Origin of the sequence: Chitinophaga sp. 180180018-3 (genome assembly GCF_037893185.1) — a bacterium.
GTDB lineage: Bacteria > Bacteroidota > Bacteroidia > Chitinophagales > Chitinophagaceae > Chitinophaga.
In genome coordinates, this window is the sequence record NZ_CP140772.1 from 1,578,024 (window position 1) to 1,595,606 (window position 17,583).

General features: G+C 51.3%; 7 protein-coding genes. All 7 read left to right on the forward strand.

Going from position 1 to position 17,583, the window contains the following annotated elements; all coding sequences use genetic code 11:
* The first annotated feature begins 25 nt into the window (after positions 1-25).
* Genes UNH61_RS06480 through UNH61_RS06510 form a run of 7 tightly spaced genes read left to right on the forward strand, consistent with a single transcriptional unit; the run spans position 26 to position 17,575 of the window.
* A complete protein-coding gene (locus UNH61_RS06480; RefSeq protein ID WP_326991320.1) occupies positions 26-6,523 on the forward strand; it encodes a hypothetical protein in 6,498 nt (2,165 codons plus the stop codon).
* Positions 6,524-6,554: 31 nt separating this feature from the next.
* On the forward strand, positions 6,555-8,000 hold the full coding sequence (locus UNH61_RS06485; RefSeq protein WP_326991321.1) for a contractile injection system tape measure protein: 1,446 nt from the start codon (positions 6,555-6,557) through the stop codon (positions 7,998-8,000).
* A 13-nt stretch (positions 8,001-8,013) separates the two neighbouring features.
* Complete coding sequence (locus UNH61_RS06490) at positions 8,014-11,541, forward strand: DUF4157 domain-containing protein (RefSeq protein ID WP_326991322.1); 3,528 nt, start codon at positions 8,014-8,016, stop codon at positions 11,539-11,541.
* 6 nt (positions 11,542-11,547) lie between these two features.
* Positions 11,548-12,411, forward strand: a complete 864-nt coding sequence (locus UNH61_RS06495) for a hypothetical protein (RefSeq protein ID WP_326991323.1) — start codon at positions 11,548-11,550, stop codon at positions 12,409-12,411.
* Between the two features lie 16 nt (positions 12,412-12,427).
* Positions 12,428-13,771 carry an OmpA family protein gene (locus tag UNH61_RS06500; protein ID WP_326991324.1) on the forward strand — a complete coding sequence of 448 codons (1,344 nt, stop codon included), beginning with the start codon at positions 12,428-12,430 and terminating at the stop codon, positions 13,769-13,771.
* Positions 13,772-13,783: 12 nt separating this feature from the next.
* Positions 13,784-16,669, forward strand: a complete 2,886-nt coding sequence (locus tag UNH61_RS06505) for a DUF4157 domain-containing protein (protein WP_326991325.1) — start codon at positions 13,784-13,786, stop codon at positions 16,667-16,669.
* 33 nt (positions 16,670-16,702) lie between these two features.
* Positions 16,703-17,575 (forward strand): hypothetical protein, encoded by an 873-nt coding sequence (locus UNH61_RS06510; protein WP_326991326.1) that lies wholly within the window; start codon positions 16,703-16,705, stop codon positions 17,573-17,575.
* The last annotated feature ends 8 nt before the right edge of the window (positions 17,576-17,583 follow it).

Below are 17,583 nucleotides of genomic sequence, written 5' to 3' on the forward strand. Positions count from 1 at the left end.
CGCTCATTTTTTAATCAACATTGTTATGGCTGAGGATACAAATGCTACAAATGTGATCAGGAAAAAGGATGCCACATTTCCGCCAGACCTGGATTTCGAAACCTTGCGCAGCGAGGGGATCGATTACCTGGGTAAATTGTCAGGCAAAATATGGACTGACTATAACGTACATGACCCCGGCATTACCATCCTGGAAGTGTTATGCTACTCCCTGCTCGACCTGGGCTATCGCGCCAGTCTGCCTATAGCCGACCTGCTCAGCATGAACCCTGCAGCAGCTAGTAAGGAAGATAACTTTTTTACTCCCGCCCGCATACTCAGTATTAACCCGCTTACTATACTCGACTACCGCAAACTGTTAATAGATATAGACGGCGTACGTAATGCCTGGCTGGAAGTAACCCACCAGGCGCAACAGGATGTTTACCGGCATAAGGGCGATAAACTGGATTGCTATGGGCAGGATGTTTCCAGTGAAGGCAACCAGGGAAAAGTAGCGTTGAACGGATTGTACAATATCCTTATTGAACCGGAAACCCTGCCCACTGATGCCGCCCAGCGGGCGCAGGCACTGAGTACCCTGAAAGTACGTATCCGGGAGCGCCTCATGGCCCACCGTAATCTTTGTGAAGATTTCTACAACATCAATATTCTTTGTCACGAACAGATAGGTATTTGTACCGAAATTCAACTGGAAGATAACGCAGACGCACCTACGGTGTTAAATGCCATGGTACAGGCTTTGTACCGTTTTCTTTCGCCTCGCGCAAACTTTTACACTTTACAGCAAATGCTGACAGATAAGCAATTGCCGATAGAGGAAATATTCGCAGGTAGAGACTATACGCCCAGCAGCCATGGCTTCATAGATACAGCTGAGTTGGAAGCCATTGTACCCATTACGGAGCTGCATGTATCAGATCTGTACCGGGAAATGTTCCGCATATCCGGTGTAAAGTCGGTGAATACCCTTTCTGTGGCAGGGTATGTCAACAATATGGCCACACCCGTAGTTAGCACCAATGATGTTAAAGATCTCAAAGGTACTAAAAGTAAAGGCGCTATCTGGTCGCTGCCCTTGCTGTCCGGTCATTTGCCGGAACTGTCCCTGCCCTATTGCCAGTTTGTATTTCGCAGAGGTAGTGCCACTTTTACTTTTAAGGGAGATGCTATTTTGCCCTATGTAAATCTCTCAGCGCTAAACGGCAGCAAAGTAGCTTACAAACAACCTTCCCTTTATCTGGATACTGCTGTGCCCAGCGGATTTTTCCGCTCCGACCTGGGCCAATATTATTCCCTGCAGCACGATTTTCCGAGGGTATATGCCATTGGGAAAGGAGAACTGGGCAGAGATGCTTCTCCCCAGCGTGTGGTAGAAGTACAGCAGCTGAAAGGTTTCCTGCTGTTTTTCGATCAGCTGCTATCTAATTATCTGGCCCAGTTGCAGCACTTACGTAACATCTTTTCATTTTCTCCGGATGTTACGCCACATACTTATTTTATCGGGGGACTAGAGGACGTGCCAGATCTGGATCAGTTGCTCCGTTTCCAGCAAAACGGGATTTATGCTGACTTAGGCTGGCAACAACAGGACACCCTGATGTTGCCGGTAGATAAGTCCCTGCTCAATACATTACGTGTAGACGTTCCTGTTACCATTGATATTATACAACGCTGGCGTAACAAATACTATAGCTACGACTACCTCGTGGCGCGCAATACCGCCATGGAGCAATTGTTGCTGGATATGGTGAACCAGGACAACCAGGCCTATGTTCAAACCTATTTGTTTGGAGACGCTTGCTGGTTTTTTGTGATAGCACCCGCTAACCGGCCTTATGTGCTGCTCTCCAGTCGCTATTACCCTACACAGCAAAAGGCAAAAGAAGCTGCGCAGTCGGCTATTTTCCTGGCCGCCAGTAAGAGTAATTTACGTGCTTTCAGTTTTGAAGACAATACAGGGCATGACCGTTATGCTTTTGACATTGTTTTCAGTCTGTCGGATTACCGGGGGTACCTGCAACAGATTGTAGAAGATACCACATTATATGTGCAGCGCAGGGAGCAGATGTTGAATCACTTACTGGCCAGGTTTGGTGAGGTATTTACCGATTATGCGTTGGTGTTATATGGCGTAAAAGACCCGATGGTAGCCGCTGCCAGGGGCATACGGGCGAAAGCCGCATTTCTTTCTGCTTACGACAGCCTGGGCCGCAACCGCGGCAAGGCTTACGACTATAGAGCCAACAAGTGGCGTTCCGCGAATATTTCCGGTTATGAAAAGCGGGTAGCAGCACTCGCCGGTATTGCCGGGCAGCAACAGCATTATCTCTGCCCCTTTATTGTAGGACCGTACGAGGCCTATTTTTACGGAGAATTGAAAAATGCCGGAGGAGAAGTAATCCTCCGCACCAGCAACTACGTTACTGCGGAAGATGCTATGCAGGCTACCATGCAGCTTACCAGGGCTTTAGAGCAGCCGCAGTTATATGTCAAAACGGATGATTCGATAACACAGCAATACGGCTTTAGTATCCCTTTAGCTGCCGGCAATGCTTACTGGGTGCCCGCTACAAACAGTGCTGCCCAACGCGATGAACAGTTGCAGGCGTTGCAACAACAGTTTGCTGTATCTCCCTTGCAGGGTACAGTGGCTGTCAGCCGTTATCAGTACTCCATTGAAGTAGCCGATCCGGCAGGGCATCCCTTCCTGCACTCACATCAGGTATTTCCCAGCCAGTCGGCCGCACAAACTGCCGCCGACGAGCTGTTGGCCAATGTACAGGAGCAGGAGTGGGAGTGGCAGCAGCCAGGCGAGCCGGCGCCCCTGCAGCTGCTGTCTGTGAATGCGGCACACTCGCAATATGTGAATCTTACTGCGTTTAAAGTGGTATATACTCAGGATGGAGAAGGGAAGTGGGTGGTAACGCTCAGCCATGAGCCTGATGCAGAGAATATGTTGGTGAGCGCAATACCGGTCGACAGTGAAGCGCTGGCAGCGGATGCCTTTCATATGATCCTGCAACTGGCTGCAGCCCCTGCCAACTACCTAGTACGCCAGAACGAACAGGGCAAATACGAAATTGCACTCACAGAACGTAATGAAGTAAAGGCGCTGCATCCGGCTGTTTTTGATGAAGAGCAGCAGGCAAAAAATATGGCGCTGCAATTGCAACAGGTGATGGCCGCCCAACAGTATACAGTTACATATACACAGCAGCCCGTTGGCTGGAATTACCAGATACAATTACATGGCATGCAGGAGAAACCCTTCCTGTTCAATGGCCCGGAAGAATATACATCTGAAGCGGCGGCTCAGGCAGCACTGACAACCGCTATTGCTTCTCCTGCGCACATCAGCCTGCAGCCAGCAGCTAAAGATATTGCACCGGCGCTGCTGCATGCTGCTACTGCCGAAACCTTACCCCTGGCAGCAAACGCCGGCACGGCCACAGGCGAAGCTATGAGCCAGGCCATTTCCCTGGCACAGTTGCGTAGCGGCGAGCTCCCAACAGATGCCCTGAGCTACGTGCGCAGCACGGCCACCACCGATGGCGATTATGTATACCGGGTGATCAACAAGAACAGCTGCATGGCATTTTATCCGGGCAAACTGGTCGATAAAGCCGCAGCGGAGCAAACACTCACAAGCCTGCGTAGTAAAGACCAGCAGGGTATCGATTACCTGGAAATATGCATGGGCGGCGAAGATGTGGTAGCGTGCATGATAGATCCCATAACCCAGGTAAAGCGTTACTACTACGTCATCAGCGGGATGAAGAAAGCCTATGTGGAAGATATTTACCCCAAAGAAGAAACCATCTACTTCAGAAGCTATAAGACATATGCATCTTCCGAAGAGGCTGCCGCCGCTTTTATGCAGCAGTATCTGCAACTGACGCACCTGGCAGGGGATCCGGCTGCTTACGGTAGCAGCATCGTATGGGAGGGGGATCCGGTAACGGCCGATCCTTCAGCGCAGCCGCTGGCCCTGGTGCCTGCCGCCACTATTAACCAATTTGGTGGCAAAGCATCCGCACAGGCCATTATACCACAGTTGCTGAGAAGCTTTCCCTACCATTGGCTGGAAAATGTACAGCGCTTCCGGGTGCAATTGTATGATGCGAAGGCCGGGAAACGCTTGTGGAAGCTTTGTGATGCTTACACTACTATGGGCGAAGCATACGACGGCCTGCAATTATTCCTTTCCCTGGCAGCTTATGCTGGCAACACACGGATATGCACAAACGAAGAAAGTTGCAGGTACCGGGTGGTAATGGATGAAGTATTGGTAGAAAGTCTGCATCACTATTCCAACGCTCCCGATGCCTGGGGAGCAGAAAAAGAATCAGAAAAAAACGGCATCTATTTCACGGGCCTGGAATCCTTACTGGACGCTACTCGATGGGGAGGTGATGCCTACTATCCTTACAAAACAAATCAGTACTATAGTTTTAAAGTCGTGCGGAAAGGATACCGCCTGGCTTTGCATCCGTATACCTACAATACAGAGGCCGACCGTGATATTTATTTGAGCCAGTTGAAGCAGTTGGGTGCTAAAAAGGGCGGCCATTGTCCGGTCAATATTACCACTTCGGTAATACAAACGGATAAACACTGGGAAATACAACTGATGGTAGACGGGCAATTACGCTTAAGCGCTGCTCAATCCTTTAATAGTATCGGTAGCGCCCAACAGGCGAGGGAAGACTGGTTGTTCCAGGTATTGCAGTGGATATGGAATGATAGTTATTTCCTTTTGCATGCCGGCGAGGATCGTTTTAAACTGGGAGATGAACGCAGTAAATTTGTATTGGGCTACTATGTGCCGGATAGCAGCTTTACCTTAACAGATGCCGGCAAGCAGCAATGGAAACAATTATTGCGCGATGCGGCTTTATTATATCCCTTCCGCCGCATTAAAGCAGCGTTAGGATATAACTACCTGTTCCGGCTATACGATAACGATTTTATCCCGCAGGAACCTGTGCGGGACCCCTCCGATCCGGCTGGCTGCAATTGCGATGCCCCACCGCCGGCTCAGCAAAAAGGCGCCATCATTTGGGAAAGTGCGGCTATATACGACTGTCTTGCCGCCGCCACCCGCGATTTCCAGCGTTTTTGCAACGCTTTGAAGGTGCCGGATAATTGTCAGCCATCGGCAGATGATGGTTGCGGCCCCTTTGGTATTGAGTTGGTGGATGCAAACTATGTGGAGGCATTTAACCCCCAACACTATGCCTCGCTGGCCATGGCAAAAGCCGCCATCATCAGGGCCGGCGCTGCTATCAATGATGAAGGCATGCACCTGGTAGAACATATTTTGCTGCGTCCCCGCCGCAGAGAGCAGGACTGCAGTTGTTTGCTGCCGGTGCACCCGGATATGCTTTGCAAATTACCCTGGAAGGAAGAAGTGGTAGGATATACGTTGCCTCAGGAAGATATTACGTCAGGGGATCCCGATATACTGAGCACTACCATAGTACCTTATACAGACCCTTATTCCTTTGTAGCTACAGTGGTACTGCCTGGCTGGCCGCTGCGTTTTCGCAATACGACTACCCGCGCCATGATGGAAGACCTGCTGCGCAGGGAAGCGCCTGCGCATATATTATTGAATATACAATGGGCCAGGCCCCGCACCTTTTGCAATTTTGAAACACTGTACAGGCGCTGGTTACAGCAATTGGCCTGCAAGTCTGTCTGCAACGATACAGGTAACCTGCTCTGTTGCCTTATTTGTGCCCTCTTTGGCATAGAAGCAATGCCACCATTGTCCGACGATGCGCCAGATCCGGATTGTACGCCATTACAGGCACCTTGTGCATCTGATAAGATCACAGATCCGGACTTTGGAAAAATACTGAATGGGCTCTTCAGCAAATCTTGCGGAGAGCAGTCGCTGGGTTGTTTGGGTGAAGACGTACCACCGCCACCGCCGCCACCACCGGGTCTTACAGCCCCTCCGCTTCATGTAATGGAAGAACCGGTTGCCACTAATCCGGAGGGAGCAGCCCCTTCAGTGGAAGCAATGGCATCTGCAGCAACAGTCGCCGACAGGGCGGCCGTAGAAGAAGCTACCATGCAGTTGAACCGCCGGGGTCGCCAACGATTGCTCAAATACAAGCAGAATATATTGCCGGTTGATGCTGATACAATAGTAGATACCGAAGCCTACGGGCGCACAGAAAAATTCATGGAAGCAGGCCCGTTGAATATTGATAAATACAACGCCCTGGCCGATTTTCTCCTGGGCAGGCTGCCTGACGACAAAACAAAGGCTGCTGCCAGCGAACAGGCTTTACTGCTGGCAAATGCCACCTGGTTATGCCTGGATCAATTGCTGTTGCGGGTACCAGCTACGCTGTCGGCCGGTGAAATGGAATTATTACAGCAAATATTCAGGAAGATGAAAGAAAAAGGCCTGGACCTCAATGCGCTGGCCAGTAACTGGAAACCGGAGGATTTGGCGACCAGTGCTAACACAGACCTGATCAGGCAATGCAAACAATGGATGGAATGAAGCTATCGTAACAACGTATAGCCTTTAACGTATGATACATAAAATACAACAACAACGTTTTCAGCTGACGGCGCATAACAAAGACGCCGTATTGGCCTGGCAACAACAGGTCAGGGATAGCTATTGGCAGAAAACAGTGCCCGCGTTGGAACAGTTGTTCAATCAATTCAGTACGGAAGATACCCTGAGTTATATAGACCTGCTGGAAGTGGACCTGGGCCGTATCAGCGTGGAAGACCTGGAACCAGCACGGTTTACCACCCTTCTGCTGCAAAAGCTAACCGTGGCGTTGCAGGAGTGGCGGCAGGAACAGCCTGCTATTGCAGATAAAACCCTTCCTCAACATGCTTTTGAACAATGGTTGTATTACATGGAAAAAGGCACCCTGCCCTGGGACATCCAGGCAACTGAAGCCGCATGGCTGGAAAAAATACAGCAAACATTGGCGCTCGATTTTGCAGCTGTAGAGCGCTTACGGGCCTTGTTGTTGAAAGATGCGGACAGCACCCGACGCGTGGTATACCAGCATACGCCATCTTTTCTGCAGCAGTTGTTAGTGCTGATTAGCGCCCAGGCGCAGGAAGACTGGGAAACCCTGCTCCGGCAATTATATGAAGTATATGCCCGGCTTACCCGTCAGACAACAGCCGTAACCCTACAGGATGAGCGGCACTTTAGTTTGCAGGGATGGCAATGTCTGTTGTTGCAGGTAGCCCGCCATCCTAAAGGAGATAACCGGGCGGCGATAATTGGTTTGCTGGAACAATGGCCGGTATTTGGCGTATATGCGTCGCTGTTGGTATCCTGGTGTAAGGAACGAGGCTGGCCGGCGTTAACAGCGGTGGCAACAGAATGGATGGAAAAGAAAACTGACATGGAAAATAATACTGCAGATCATAGCGCCAGTGAAAGTGTGGTAAACGCAGCGATAGTGCCTATGCGGCGGGATTCGACTGCCATACAGGAACCAGGCAAAGAAAGCTGGTATACCGGTAATGCTGGCATTGTGCTGTTGCATAATTGGTTGCTACCCCTGTTCCTGCAATTGGAATGGGTAGAAGGCAGGCAGTTCCGCGATATCGTAACGCAGCAACAGGCTATCCTGCTGTTGCATTATATGTGCACCGGCAGCCAGGAGGCCGCCGAATATGAAGTGCTATTGCCCAAAGTGCTCTGCGGCTGGCCTTTACACAAACCGGTTGATACCCGTATCAGCCTCCCCGCTGCTGCTTTGGAAGAAGCAGCAGGTTTGATGGAGAACGCCATCGCCCATTGGCAGGTGCTGAAAAGCACTTCTGTGAAGGGATTACAGGAAGCCTTCCTGCAAAGGCCGGGTAAATTGAGCAGCGGAGAAGATCATTGGCGTTTGCAGATGGAGAAGCATACGATTGATATTTTATTAGACCATCTACCCTGGAGCATCAGTGTAATAAAACTGCCCTGGATGAAAAAGCCCCTGCATGTAGAATGGCGTTAGGAAAATAAAAGATATGAAAACGAAGACTGCCACGGCTACCCCTGCTGCTCCCCAACGGAGCAGCCGTCCCTTCTTCAGGAAGGGCGCTGATGGCATGTTTTCGCAAGAAACGACGCCTTTCTTTTCTCCCACCAGCGGTATTTTACAGACCAAACTGACGGTAGGTCAGCCGGGTGATAAGTTTGAAAGAGAAGCAGATGCGATGGCCGACAAAGTAGTACATCGCCTGGCAATGCCTGAAACAACGCCAGCCACAGCAGGTAACCTCGACGTACAAACGAAATGCAGCTCCTGCGAAAAAGAAGAAAAACAACTGCAGCAAAAAGAAAAGCCCGAAGAAGAACAGGTGCAGCGTAAGCCTATATTTGAAAGTGAAGCCAGCCCGGACGTACAGGCGAAATGTGCGACTTGCGAAGCCGAAGAAAAGCAGTTGCAAAAGAAAGAACTGCCTGAAGAAAAAGAACAGGCACAGCGCAAGCCCATCTTTGAAAGCGAGGCTAACCCCGATGTACAAACGAAATGTGCTGCCTGCGAAGAAGAAGAAAAAGTACAGCGTAAAGAGAATAATACAGACGCTGCAATAATGGAGCCTTTAGCGGCTCCCATAGCACCAGAAGCACCGGCAATAAGCCCCGTGCTGCAACCTGCTCCCGTACAAACCAAGCCCCGGTTGGGCAAAGAACAGGAAACGCAACAAGAGGAAACAGAGCAGGAATTGCCCGGGTTACATAAAAAGCCACTGGCGGATGTGCAATGTGACGCAGAAGCAGCGGCATCCCCCGCGGCCTCTCTGGAAACTACTTTGAATAGTAGCAAAGGCGGTGGACAGGGTTTGCCGACAACGTTACGATCACACATGGAGACGGCCTTCGGGGCAGATTTTGGCGCCGTGCGCCTGCATACCGACAGCAAGGCGCAGCATATGAGCCAGGATTTGCACGCACAGGCGTTTACCCATGGCAGTGATATCTATTTCAACCGGAACAAGCTGGATACCGCTTCCGGCACCGGTCAGCACTTACTGGCCCACGAGCTTACTCACGTTGTACAACAAGGGAAATCCACTCCGCTGGTTCAGAAACAGGAAGCCGGTGTGCTCAGCGATGAGGATATTGAAAAGGATGGTGATACCGTATATCATGCATTACACGGCTGGACGACCTCCGGCGACAGTGCTAAGATATTGGACACCTTCAGGGGAAAGAACAGGATTGATACCAACAAGATAGTCGACAAGGTGGTGGATAAAGCCAGCATGTCTACTCCGGAAGTATATGCCTGGATGTTAGATGACATGACAACGGCCGATTGGAAAGCCCTGTTGAAACTGTTCATCAACGTAAGAGCTTATCTGATAGAAACAGCCATTGCCAGGCAGGTATATAAATTGGTAACGGGCCTTTATGTATCAGCCGACGATAGTCGTCAGGCTTATGAATATTTCAACGGTGATACACCGTTAACAGGTGATCTACTGGACAATGTACTGGTGCGGCTGGAAGCAGAAACAGACGAAGGCACAACTCTTACGGCTGTCAAACTGTTTCACCGGATGGAAAGCACCGATGCCTATCATTTGTCCGACTACTTCTTTAATTCCTTCAGCATCCTGGCCGTTAGATTTGCATCGGCCTGGGTGGCCTATAAAGTGGTAGATCTGCTGTCGGGCTTTACCAGCGGGGGCGACAGCACATCCATTGTGCAGAACATACAGCGGGTACCGGATGCCTGGCGCAGTTACGTACTGCTGGAACTGGAGAAGCAATGCCAGGATAAATGGCAGCAGTCTGCCAGCTTCATGTTGATGGATAATATGGATGGTGATGACTACATTACCCTGCAACAAATGGCCCCGGACCAGCTGGAACCTTATTCACCACGCAAAGGCTTCCTGGGATGGGATTGGAAGAAGATAGCCCGCCGGGTAATGATCGTAGAATACATTATTGAATATGCGCTTTGCGGTCTTGTAGGTGTGGTGTTGGGTGTCCTGAACATTATCAAGGATATCGTGGTAATGGTATGGGATATCATCAGGGCTGTTTATGATATCGTTGGCATGGTCATTTGCTGGATCAGCGGTGGCGAATTGGGATGCGAAAGCCGCGATCGTGTTTACGGCTTCTTCAAAAGCCTGGCGCAATTCTTTGGCGCACCAGGTGAGGCTGTAAGTCAGATGTGGAGTGAGTTGATGCTGGAAGCATCTCTTATCGAAGGCCCTTTTAAAGAATGTAATCAGGCTATCTTCTGGGTCACTAAGATTACTAACGTAATTGTTAATATCGTGTTGGTGTTTGTGGCTGGTTATGGTGTGGCGAAAGCCGTAGTGGAAAGCATAGAAGCACTGGCTACACTGGTGAGGGCCGGAGAATTACTAAAAGCTTTAAGAGCATTACCCGGCCGGCTATACGAAGCTATTAAAGGTCTGCCTTCCGCGGCGGCTAAAAGTATTGCCAGCGGGGCTGGTAAGATCGTTGAATTGATAAAAGCCCCGGCGAAGATCATCGCTGAGGTAAGAGATACATTAACGGCTGTACGTTTGGCTGCAGAGGAAGAAGGATATTTCAATGTGTTGCGCAAGCAGGCCGGTAAAGTAGTAGAGAACGAGTCCGAGTACTGGAAAAAGCGTAAATCCTTCTGGAAGAGCCGCGCCCAAACCATAGACGCAGGCGTAACAGGCACAGAAGGAAAACTGGCTGCAGCGGTAGACACTGCCACCACCGATACGGCAACAGGTGAAAAGATAGTAGCGCAAACGGAAGGTGAAACCAATGCGGCACAGCATAATGCGGACGACCTGATGAATGATGTGAAAGGGAAAGATTCCGCAACGGCTAAAGAAGGACAAGGACCGGAGGCCGACAAAAAGGAACAGCAGTTGCAACAAACGGCTGCCAAAGAAGGCCCCATCACACAGGAAGAGGTACAGGCAGAAGCCGGGTGGGCCAGGGAAAACATGGGCCGTAAACGGCCTTCCAGCATGCAAGGGTATGTGGAAGAAATTGAACTGCCCAATGGCCATACCTGGCGTAAAACAAATGAAGGTGTATGGTGCCGGTTCTCCCCATTCCCGCCGTCCTTGTGTACCAGGGAGTTTGAATCAGCACCCGATCTCAAGCCCGGCCGCAAGTTATCTAAAACCGAAGTATCGCATGATATCGGCGCGCAACTTGGGCGCGAATACGCACAGGATGTACTGGGATTGGAAGACGCCCCCGAAGCAGTGAATCCATTCGAATTTCATGGTAAATTCGGGCAAGGGTTTGATGATATCATGCGCAGGCCTGGTACGGACGACCTCGTGATAGTGGAGTACAAAGGAGGTTCGGCCGAGCTCACCGGCGACCAGATGCAGGCTTCCTGGGTTCAGAGCCGCATAGCGCGCATGCGTAGTCAGGGCGGCGATCTGGGCAAGTTCATGGCCGATATCCTGGAGAAAAAATTGAATGAAGGCAAACTATATGGGGTGGCTTTACAAACGCCGGTATCCGAAGCCGGCGTGCCGGGAGCTACCACTGTTATAAAAACCTGGAAATACTAAGCACAGATGCAGCATAATAGAAACATATTCAGGGAATTGTTAGGAGATCCGTGGCTCTCTGGCCGGTTAACGGATGAAATGCAGGCGCTGCTCAAAGGGCAGGCATGGCTGCTGGAGCGCAAAGGAAATGTGAACGCACATGCATTCCTCCTGCAGGCCCTGCATTACAAGGAAACCGCATTATTAGACTACGCCCTGAATGGCGCCTCCCTGCATACCGGATTTTATTTTGCCGCAGCAGCCTTACATTACCTGCTGTTGCTGGAGCAGGCGGAAGTATTGGAGATGCCGATGGAATTTATAGGTGATGGCAGGCAGATGGCCTGGGATGTAGATCCGGTCAAACATCCGGAGTTGTTTAAACAGGATCGCTCTATTTTTAATTCCCGGCAAAGCCTCGAAATGATGGCCTGTGCCTTGTTAGGTTCCAGACCGCAGGAAGCCGGGCAAATAGCGGCAATGGGAGAAGAATCGCAGGAAGAAATATACCTGCTCCAGCCGTCTTCTATCAGCACCATGGCCGAGCATCATCTATTTTACGCAGTAAAAGCATTTTACCGGTCAGGTAATGTGGCAGTCCGTCAACATTTGGATAGCATACAGCAGAATGATACAATAACTTCCATGGCCGCGCAAGCATTGTATGCGTTGTTGGAAAAAGACCGCATACATTTCCTGTCGGCCCTGGAAGGACAATTGCAGTTGCAGGAACAATTATTTACAGAAGAGCAGCGAGATATCCCGTATTTCATATGTTCTGCTGCCGTAATTACTGCTGCATTAGCCCTGCAGGAGGGATTGGTTACGAAAGATAGCCTGCCCCAGCATAACAACTTTTTTCCCTTGCAGCTTTTAGCAGCTGCAGGTTGAAGGATATTTGGATGAAATGAGAAAGAAGAGCCCCAATACAAGTCCCCATCAGGCGGAACCCCAACCGTCTTTCTTCAGTAAACCTGGAGGGGATAATGCTTTTTTCAGCGGGCCGGCTCCTATACAGTTGCAGCCCAAAGACAAGAAGGATGCGGAAGCCCCGGTAGTAGATGCATGTAAAAATAACAACTCAGCAGAGGCCAGTTGGGCCACTACACACCCGGGAGGTGTATTTGGTGTAGAAGACAATTTAAAGGGACCCAAAGCCAGTGATGAGCTCATCTTCTGGAATTATTGTGTGGGAGAATCTGCCATGCGCACTGCCCACCGCCAACGGCTAAACGAAACTGCGGATCGCTGGGTTAAGTTGTTGCAGCAGGATACATCTCTCAAAGTGAAATTACAGGGTGCTGCCAGTACTTCCGGTAATGCAGACGCCAATAAGGCCCTGGCACTGGAACGCGCGCAGGTGATCCGCGATTTCCTGATTAGTAAAAAGATACCTGCCGGCCGTATTGAGATAGATGATGTGAGCACACCCCGCAGCCTGGCGCCGGAAACTTCGCCGGATAACATGGCCCGTAACCGCCGCGTGGAATTGTACCTGTTTCGGCCTACTCCGGTGGTGAATAAACTACCACCCTGGGTAGATGTGGATATACAGCACTTGCAGATCAGTCAGCCGGCTAAGGCCGGCGACCTGGAGTTTGATCCCGCTGCAAATAGCTTCGTGCGTACGCATTTTGGAATGGCTGCTTCGGCAGATATAACGCTTACTTCCCTGGGCGGCACTGGCGTTGGGTTTTCGCAGGTACTGTATGAAGATACCCTGATGGCACAGTATCGTGACCCCAAAACAGGGCAGCAATTGGTATTAGACTACGGCAATTGCAACCTGCTGCCATGCAAGGACCTGAACGATGCCACCAGTCAATTTTCTGTGGATAGTACCAGCTTATTCCTGGCTGCGCCGGGATCTGTTACCGGCGCTATCAGTATGAGCGACAGGCCGGGCGCAGTTTTTCCCTTAAAATATCCGGATGCAAAGGGCGCCTTTGAATTGAATCATTATTTCTGGCTGATGCGTTTTGTGGTGATATTGGGCGCAAGAGAAATGGGGGCTTTTATCCCACTGCGTCATGCCTTTTGGAATGTTGTAGCACAGGAAGATGTAGATGTCAGTCATAGAACCACCAACGGATTGTCGCCGATCTCCATTATAGGAGCCTGGCAGAACGGCATGGCGCCGGGGTTTGATCTGGAAGCGATTTATGCAGGTCCGACCTGCCGCTATGTGCGAAGGTCGGAACAAAGTGATAATAAAGTGAACGTTTGCCGGCCCATGGTAACGTTTGGCTGAAAATAAAATTTTATGGCAAGGATGTTTCCACGCATAATGAGCCGTCAACAGCCTTTTTCTTCCGAAAAGAAAGAGCAGCCTTTCTTTGGCCCGGGCGCTGCGCAGGAAACCCAACCGGCTTTCTTCCAGCCGGCCCTGCAACGCAGTGAAGCGCCGGTGAAAAAGGAAGAAGAGCGTCTGCAACGCCAGGAAACCGCCAATAGCGCACCGGAGCCAGGCCCCGCGCTCGAGGGCAGGTTGTCGAAGGGAGGAGGAGAACCGTTGCCCTTCCGGCAGCAGGAGTATATGGGGCAGGCCATGGGCGCAGACTTTAGCCCGGTGCGGATACATCGCAATGCAGAAGCAGCCGATATGAGCCGCCAGTTACAGGCAAAAGCTTTCACGCATGGCAACGATGTATATTTCAGTGAAGGCGCTTACAATACAGGTACACGCGAAGGCCAGCACCTGCTGGCCCACGAGCTTACGCATGTGGTGCAACAAACCGGGGCAGGGCATATCGCCCGCGTGCCGGCTGCACCTACGCCCCTGGCCCGTGGTAACCGGTTGGCTGTATTGGGAGATGGAACGGTCGCTAACCCTGGTATGACCCTCGAGGAATTTGACAGGTATATGCGGCAGCAGGCCGATTGGTTTGCTGCGCCTACCTTAACTGCGGCCGACCGCACGGCGCTCTGGCAACTGGTTGATCACCTGAATGAAGGCCCGCATATACTTGCCGGTCTTGGAGACCTGCGGCTGACAGATCTTATCGCTGTAGCAGCGCCAGATTGGCCCAAGCTTTCGACTTTCGGACATGGATGCCACCAGGATGATACGGTCATTATCCTCGCTCGTACTACTTATACCCTGCCACAGCGGATTAACATGGGAAGTGTGATGCAAACCCTCGAAAGTATTATTGGTGGCGTGGTGATCAAAGAAACAGTAGCGGAAGCTCAATTGGTAGACTTATCGCTGAATATCCCACTATTGACCAGAATAGCGCCGTACTGGGCGGTTTTTCACCCACATTTGGAACAGGCGTATACAGCGGCTGCCGGCGCAAGGGATATCGAATTCCAGCATATCATGGACCTGATGACTGATCCGGCAGGTATCGGGCCATTCATACTTTTGTGGGGCAATGTGCGTAACCTGCACCGTTTTAGCAGGGCATTGCTGTTAAAACTGGTGCATAATTTTAGCGACTTCAGCAGAAGCCATCCGGTACAGTTGATATTGCATACCGGGCATGATGCTGGCGCTTTCCAGCCTAGTGCGCATTTGTTTGAAGATCTGGTCGTGAATTCTCCTAACCTGGTACTCATGCTCGAAGGTGCCAATAGTCTGGCAGATCTCACGGCACGCGTGCCAGCCATTGCCAATGCTTATGGCCAGCCGGATGGTACCGGGCATAATCGATTGTCACAGGTGATGATAGCCGGCCATGGTTCTGCCAGGAGCGTGCAAATGGCCGGTACTGGCGCTCCCATACCCGGCCAGGGACATATCAGCTATCCCAGCGAAAGCCTGAACATTGACAGTAATTTGGCTGCTACCCAGGCTTTGTTAGATGTATTGCTACGGAATATGGACCCGGCCAGAGCCCGCATTATTTACGCTGGTTGCCTGGTAGGGGCCAACGCAGTACCAGCAGGAACCCCGGCGGCAAATATCGCTCCCTATATAGCTTCACACCCCAGCCTGGGAACATTCACACAGCAGCGGGGAGCTGCATTGGGTGTACCAGTGCAGGTAGAAGCGGCCAGAGCTTCTGTGGGGCTCTCTGCGGCATCGTCTTTCAGAGATCCCGCCAATAATCTGCATATCAATTATAGTTTCGATCCGGATGCGTTTGGCGGAGCGGCGGCCTATATTGCTACTGGTCATGAACCGGAGGGAATGATGCGGGCGGCAGTAGAAGATGCTGCCGTAAATCCTGTCGTTGCAGCTAATCATCTGAGGGCGCGACTTGGGTTCGGAGTAGTCTCCGATCCCTGGTGGGATCAATGTACGATCGCAATGATCAATACTGCATTGATAGGCGTACCTGTTGGCGGCCCGGTGAATATTGAACGGTTGAACCAGCTGGCAGATATGGCAGAAATACCTTTTCTGGGTGGTTTTGGAACGGATTATCACATTTCAGTAGCCCATTACGTGGTCAAGGTCAACAATGAGCCCCCCGCTGCGGATCTGTATGGACAGATAAGCGCGACATCGCTGATGGTAGCGCCACCCAACGTACCAAAGCAGATTGGGCGTTTCATGATGGAGCAGGGATGGCTGAACCTGGGAGGCCTGAGGGCCGCGCCATTGATAGCTTTTCTGACCGCCACTCCCACACTAACGGTACCGCATATACGTGTACACCTCGATCCTGTGAATATTGCAGCCGCGTCGCCGCTGCTATTTCCGGCAGGTGCACCACTCGATGCAGGCAGGATCCGTTTGGCCCTTGCCTGGTTAATGAGGGACCCCGCCAATCTCGATGTGAAACATTATCTCGATGCGCAGGTGACCAATACGCCGGCAGGGCCCGCACTTTCTGCGCCCGTGGCGGCAGAGCTGACTACTTCCGGAATCACCCTGAACGAGGTGTTGAATGCCCTCGGACGCCTGGTACCTACAAGGCCGGTAAGGGAAGGCGGGGTAACGGTAAACCGGCCATTGGCCAATGCGGAAATACCAGGCAGGAGAAGGAATACGGTACGCATAGAACCGCAGGCTTATCGTGCTACAGTGGTGCCAGGCCGTAACTGGCCGGTATACCGTGGTCCAGGGCCTGCCCATATGAATATTGGCGTAGTGCATCCCGGAGATGTACTGCAGGTGGCCGGCTTTACCGGCAATTGGGCAGCAATAGACTTTAACGGAAGATTGGGTTTTGTGCATCATACTCACATTACCCCCTGACGGAATTATATTTTATAGGAAAAAAGTAACTGGATGATGGAGGAATGGAAAATATTGAAAGATGGCTCAGGCAACCGGTTGGCAATAAACGACACTTACGCAGTGGCCGCAGAACCACTGTGCATCACCGTTTGGAAGGATGGCGAACTATATTTCCGCCAGCAGGTAACCTTTCCGCAACCAGGCTTTCCCCGCTTGTCGGGCAACAAAATATACTGGGGGCCCGGTATGCTGGATCTCGAAAAGCGTGTATACGTTCCCGTTGTTAAAGCACTGGCCGTACTGAAAACAGAAATGGTGCAGTTAGGCACGCCTTCCGACACCTATCGCCCGGTAGAATACGCCTGGGCGCCCGACGGGAGCGCAATGGCGGTTTCCCTGCAGTGGAGCGGCAAACCAGGACCTCCACCTGCAAAAGTATTGCTGCTGGGCGCAGGCGGCGAACTGGAAGCCAGGCTTTGGGAAGACAGCGACGTGCCTGTTACGGCTCTTTGTGTGAGCGAAAAATGGGTGATTGCCGGCACGAGGCAACTACGCATTTTTGAGAAACATCACCCTGCGCCTAAAATGCTGGCCGCCGCCGTGCCCGCCGTAAGAATAGAAGTAACCAAAGATGAACGCCGTATGATGCGCCTGCAATACGATCATATTGCACTGTGGGACCTGAGCGAGCCAACGCTCCTGCATCGTTGGGATGGCAACTGGCTCGATGCCGCCATCACCCCCGACGGAGATAGGATAGTAGCAGCAGATAGTAATGGAAAGCTCTTCAGCATCAACACCACATCGCCTTTCCATATAACGCCACGCAGTGCGCCCGGCCCCGTTTTTTCCCTGGCCCTGAGCGAACGTTATCTCCTGGCTTTTTTTATGGACGGTGCGGTACTAAGGCTAACAACACTTTAAAAAATAAA

Coding starts and splice junctions, on each gene's coding strand:
- UNH61_RS06480 (WP_326991320.1), top strand. CDS start 26: ATGGCTGAGGATACAAATGCTACAAATGTGATCAGGAAAAAGGATGCC.
- UNH61_RS06485 (WP_326991321.1), top strand. CDS start 6,555: ATGATACATAAAATACAACAACAACGTTTTCAGCTGACGGCGCATAAC.
- UNH61_RS06490 (WP_326991322.1), top strand. CDS start 8,014: ATGAAAACGAAGACTGCCACGGCTACCCCTGCTGCTCCCCAACGGAGC.
- UNH61_RS06495 (WP_326991323.1), top strand. CDS start 11,548: ATGCAGCATAATAGAAACATATTCAGGGAATTGTTAGGAGATCCGTGG.
- UNH61_RS06500 (WP_326991324.1), top strand. CDS start 12,428: ATGAGAAAGAAGAGCCCCAATACAAGTCCCCATCAGGCGGAACCCCAA.
- UNH61_RS06505 (WP_326991325.1), top strand. CDS start 13,784: ATGGCAAGGATGTTTCCACGCATAATGAGCCGTCAACAGCCTTTTTCT.
- UNH61_RS06510 (WP_326991326.1), top strand. CDS start 16,703: ATGATGGAGGAATGGAAAATATTGAAAGATGGCTCAGGCAACCGGTTG.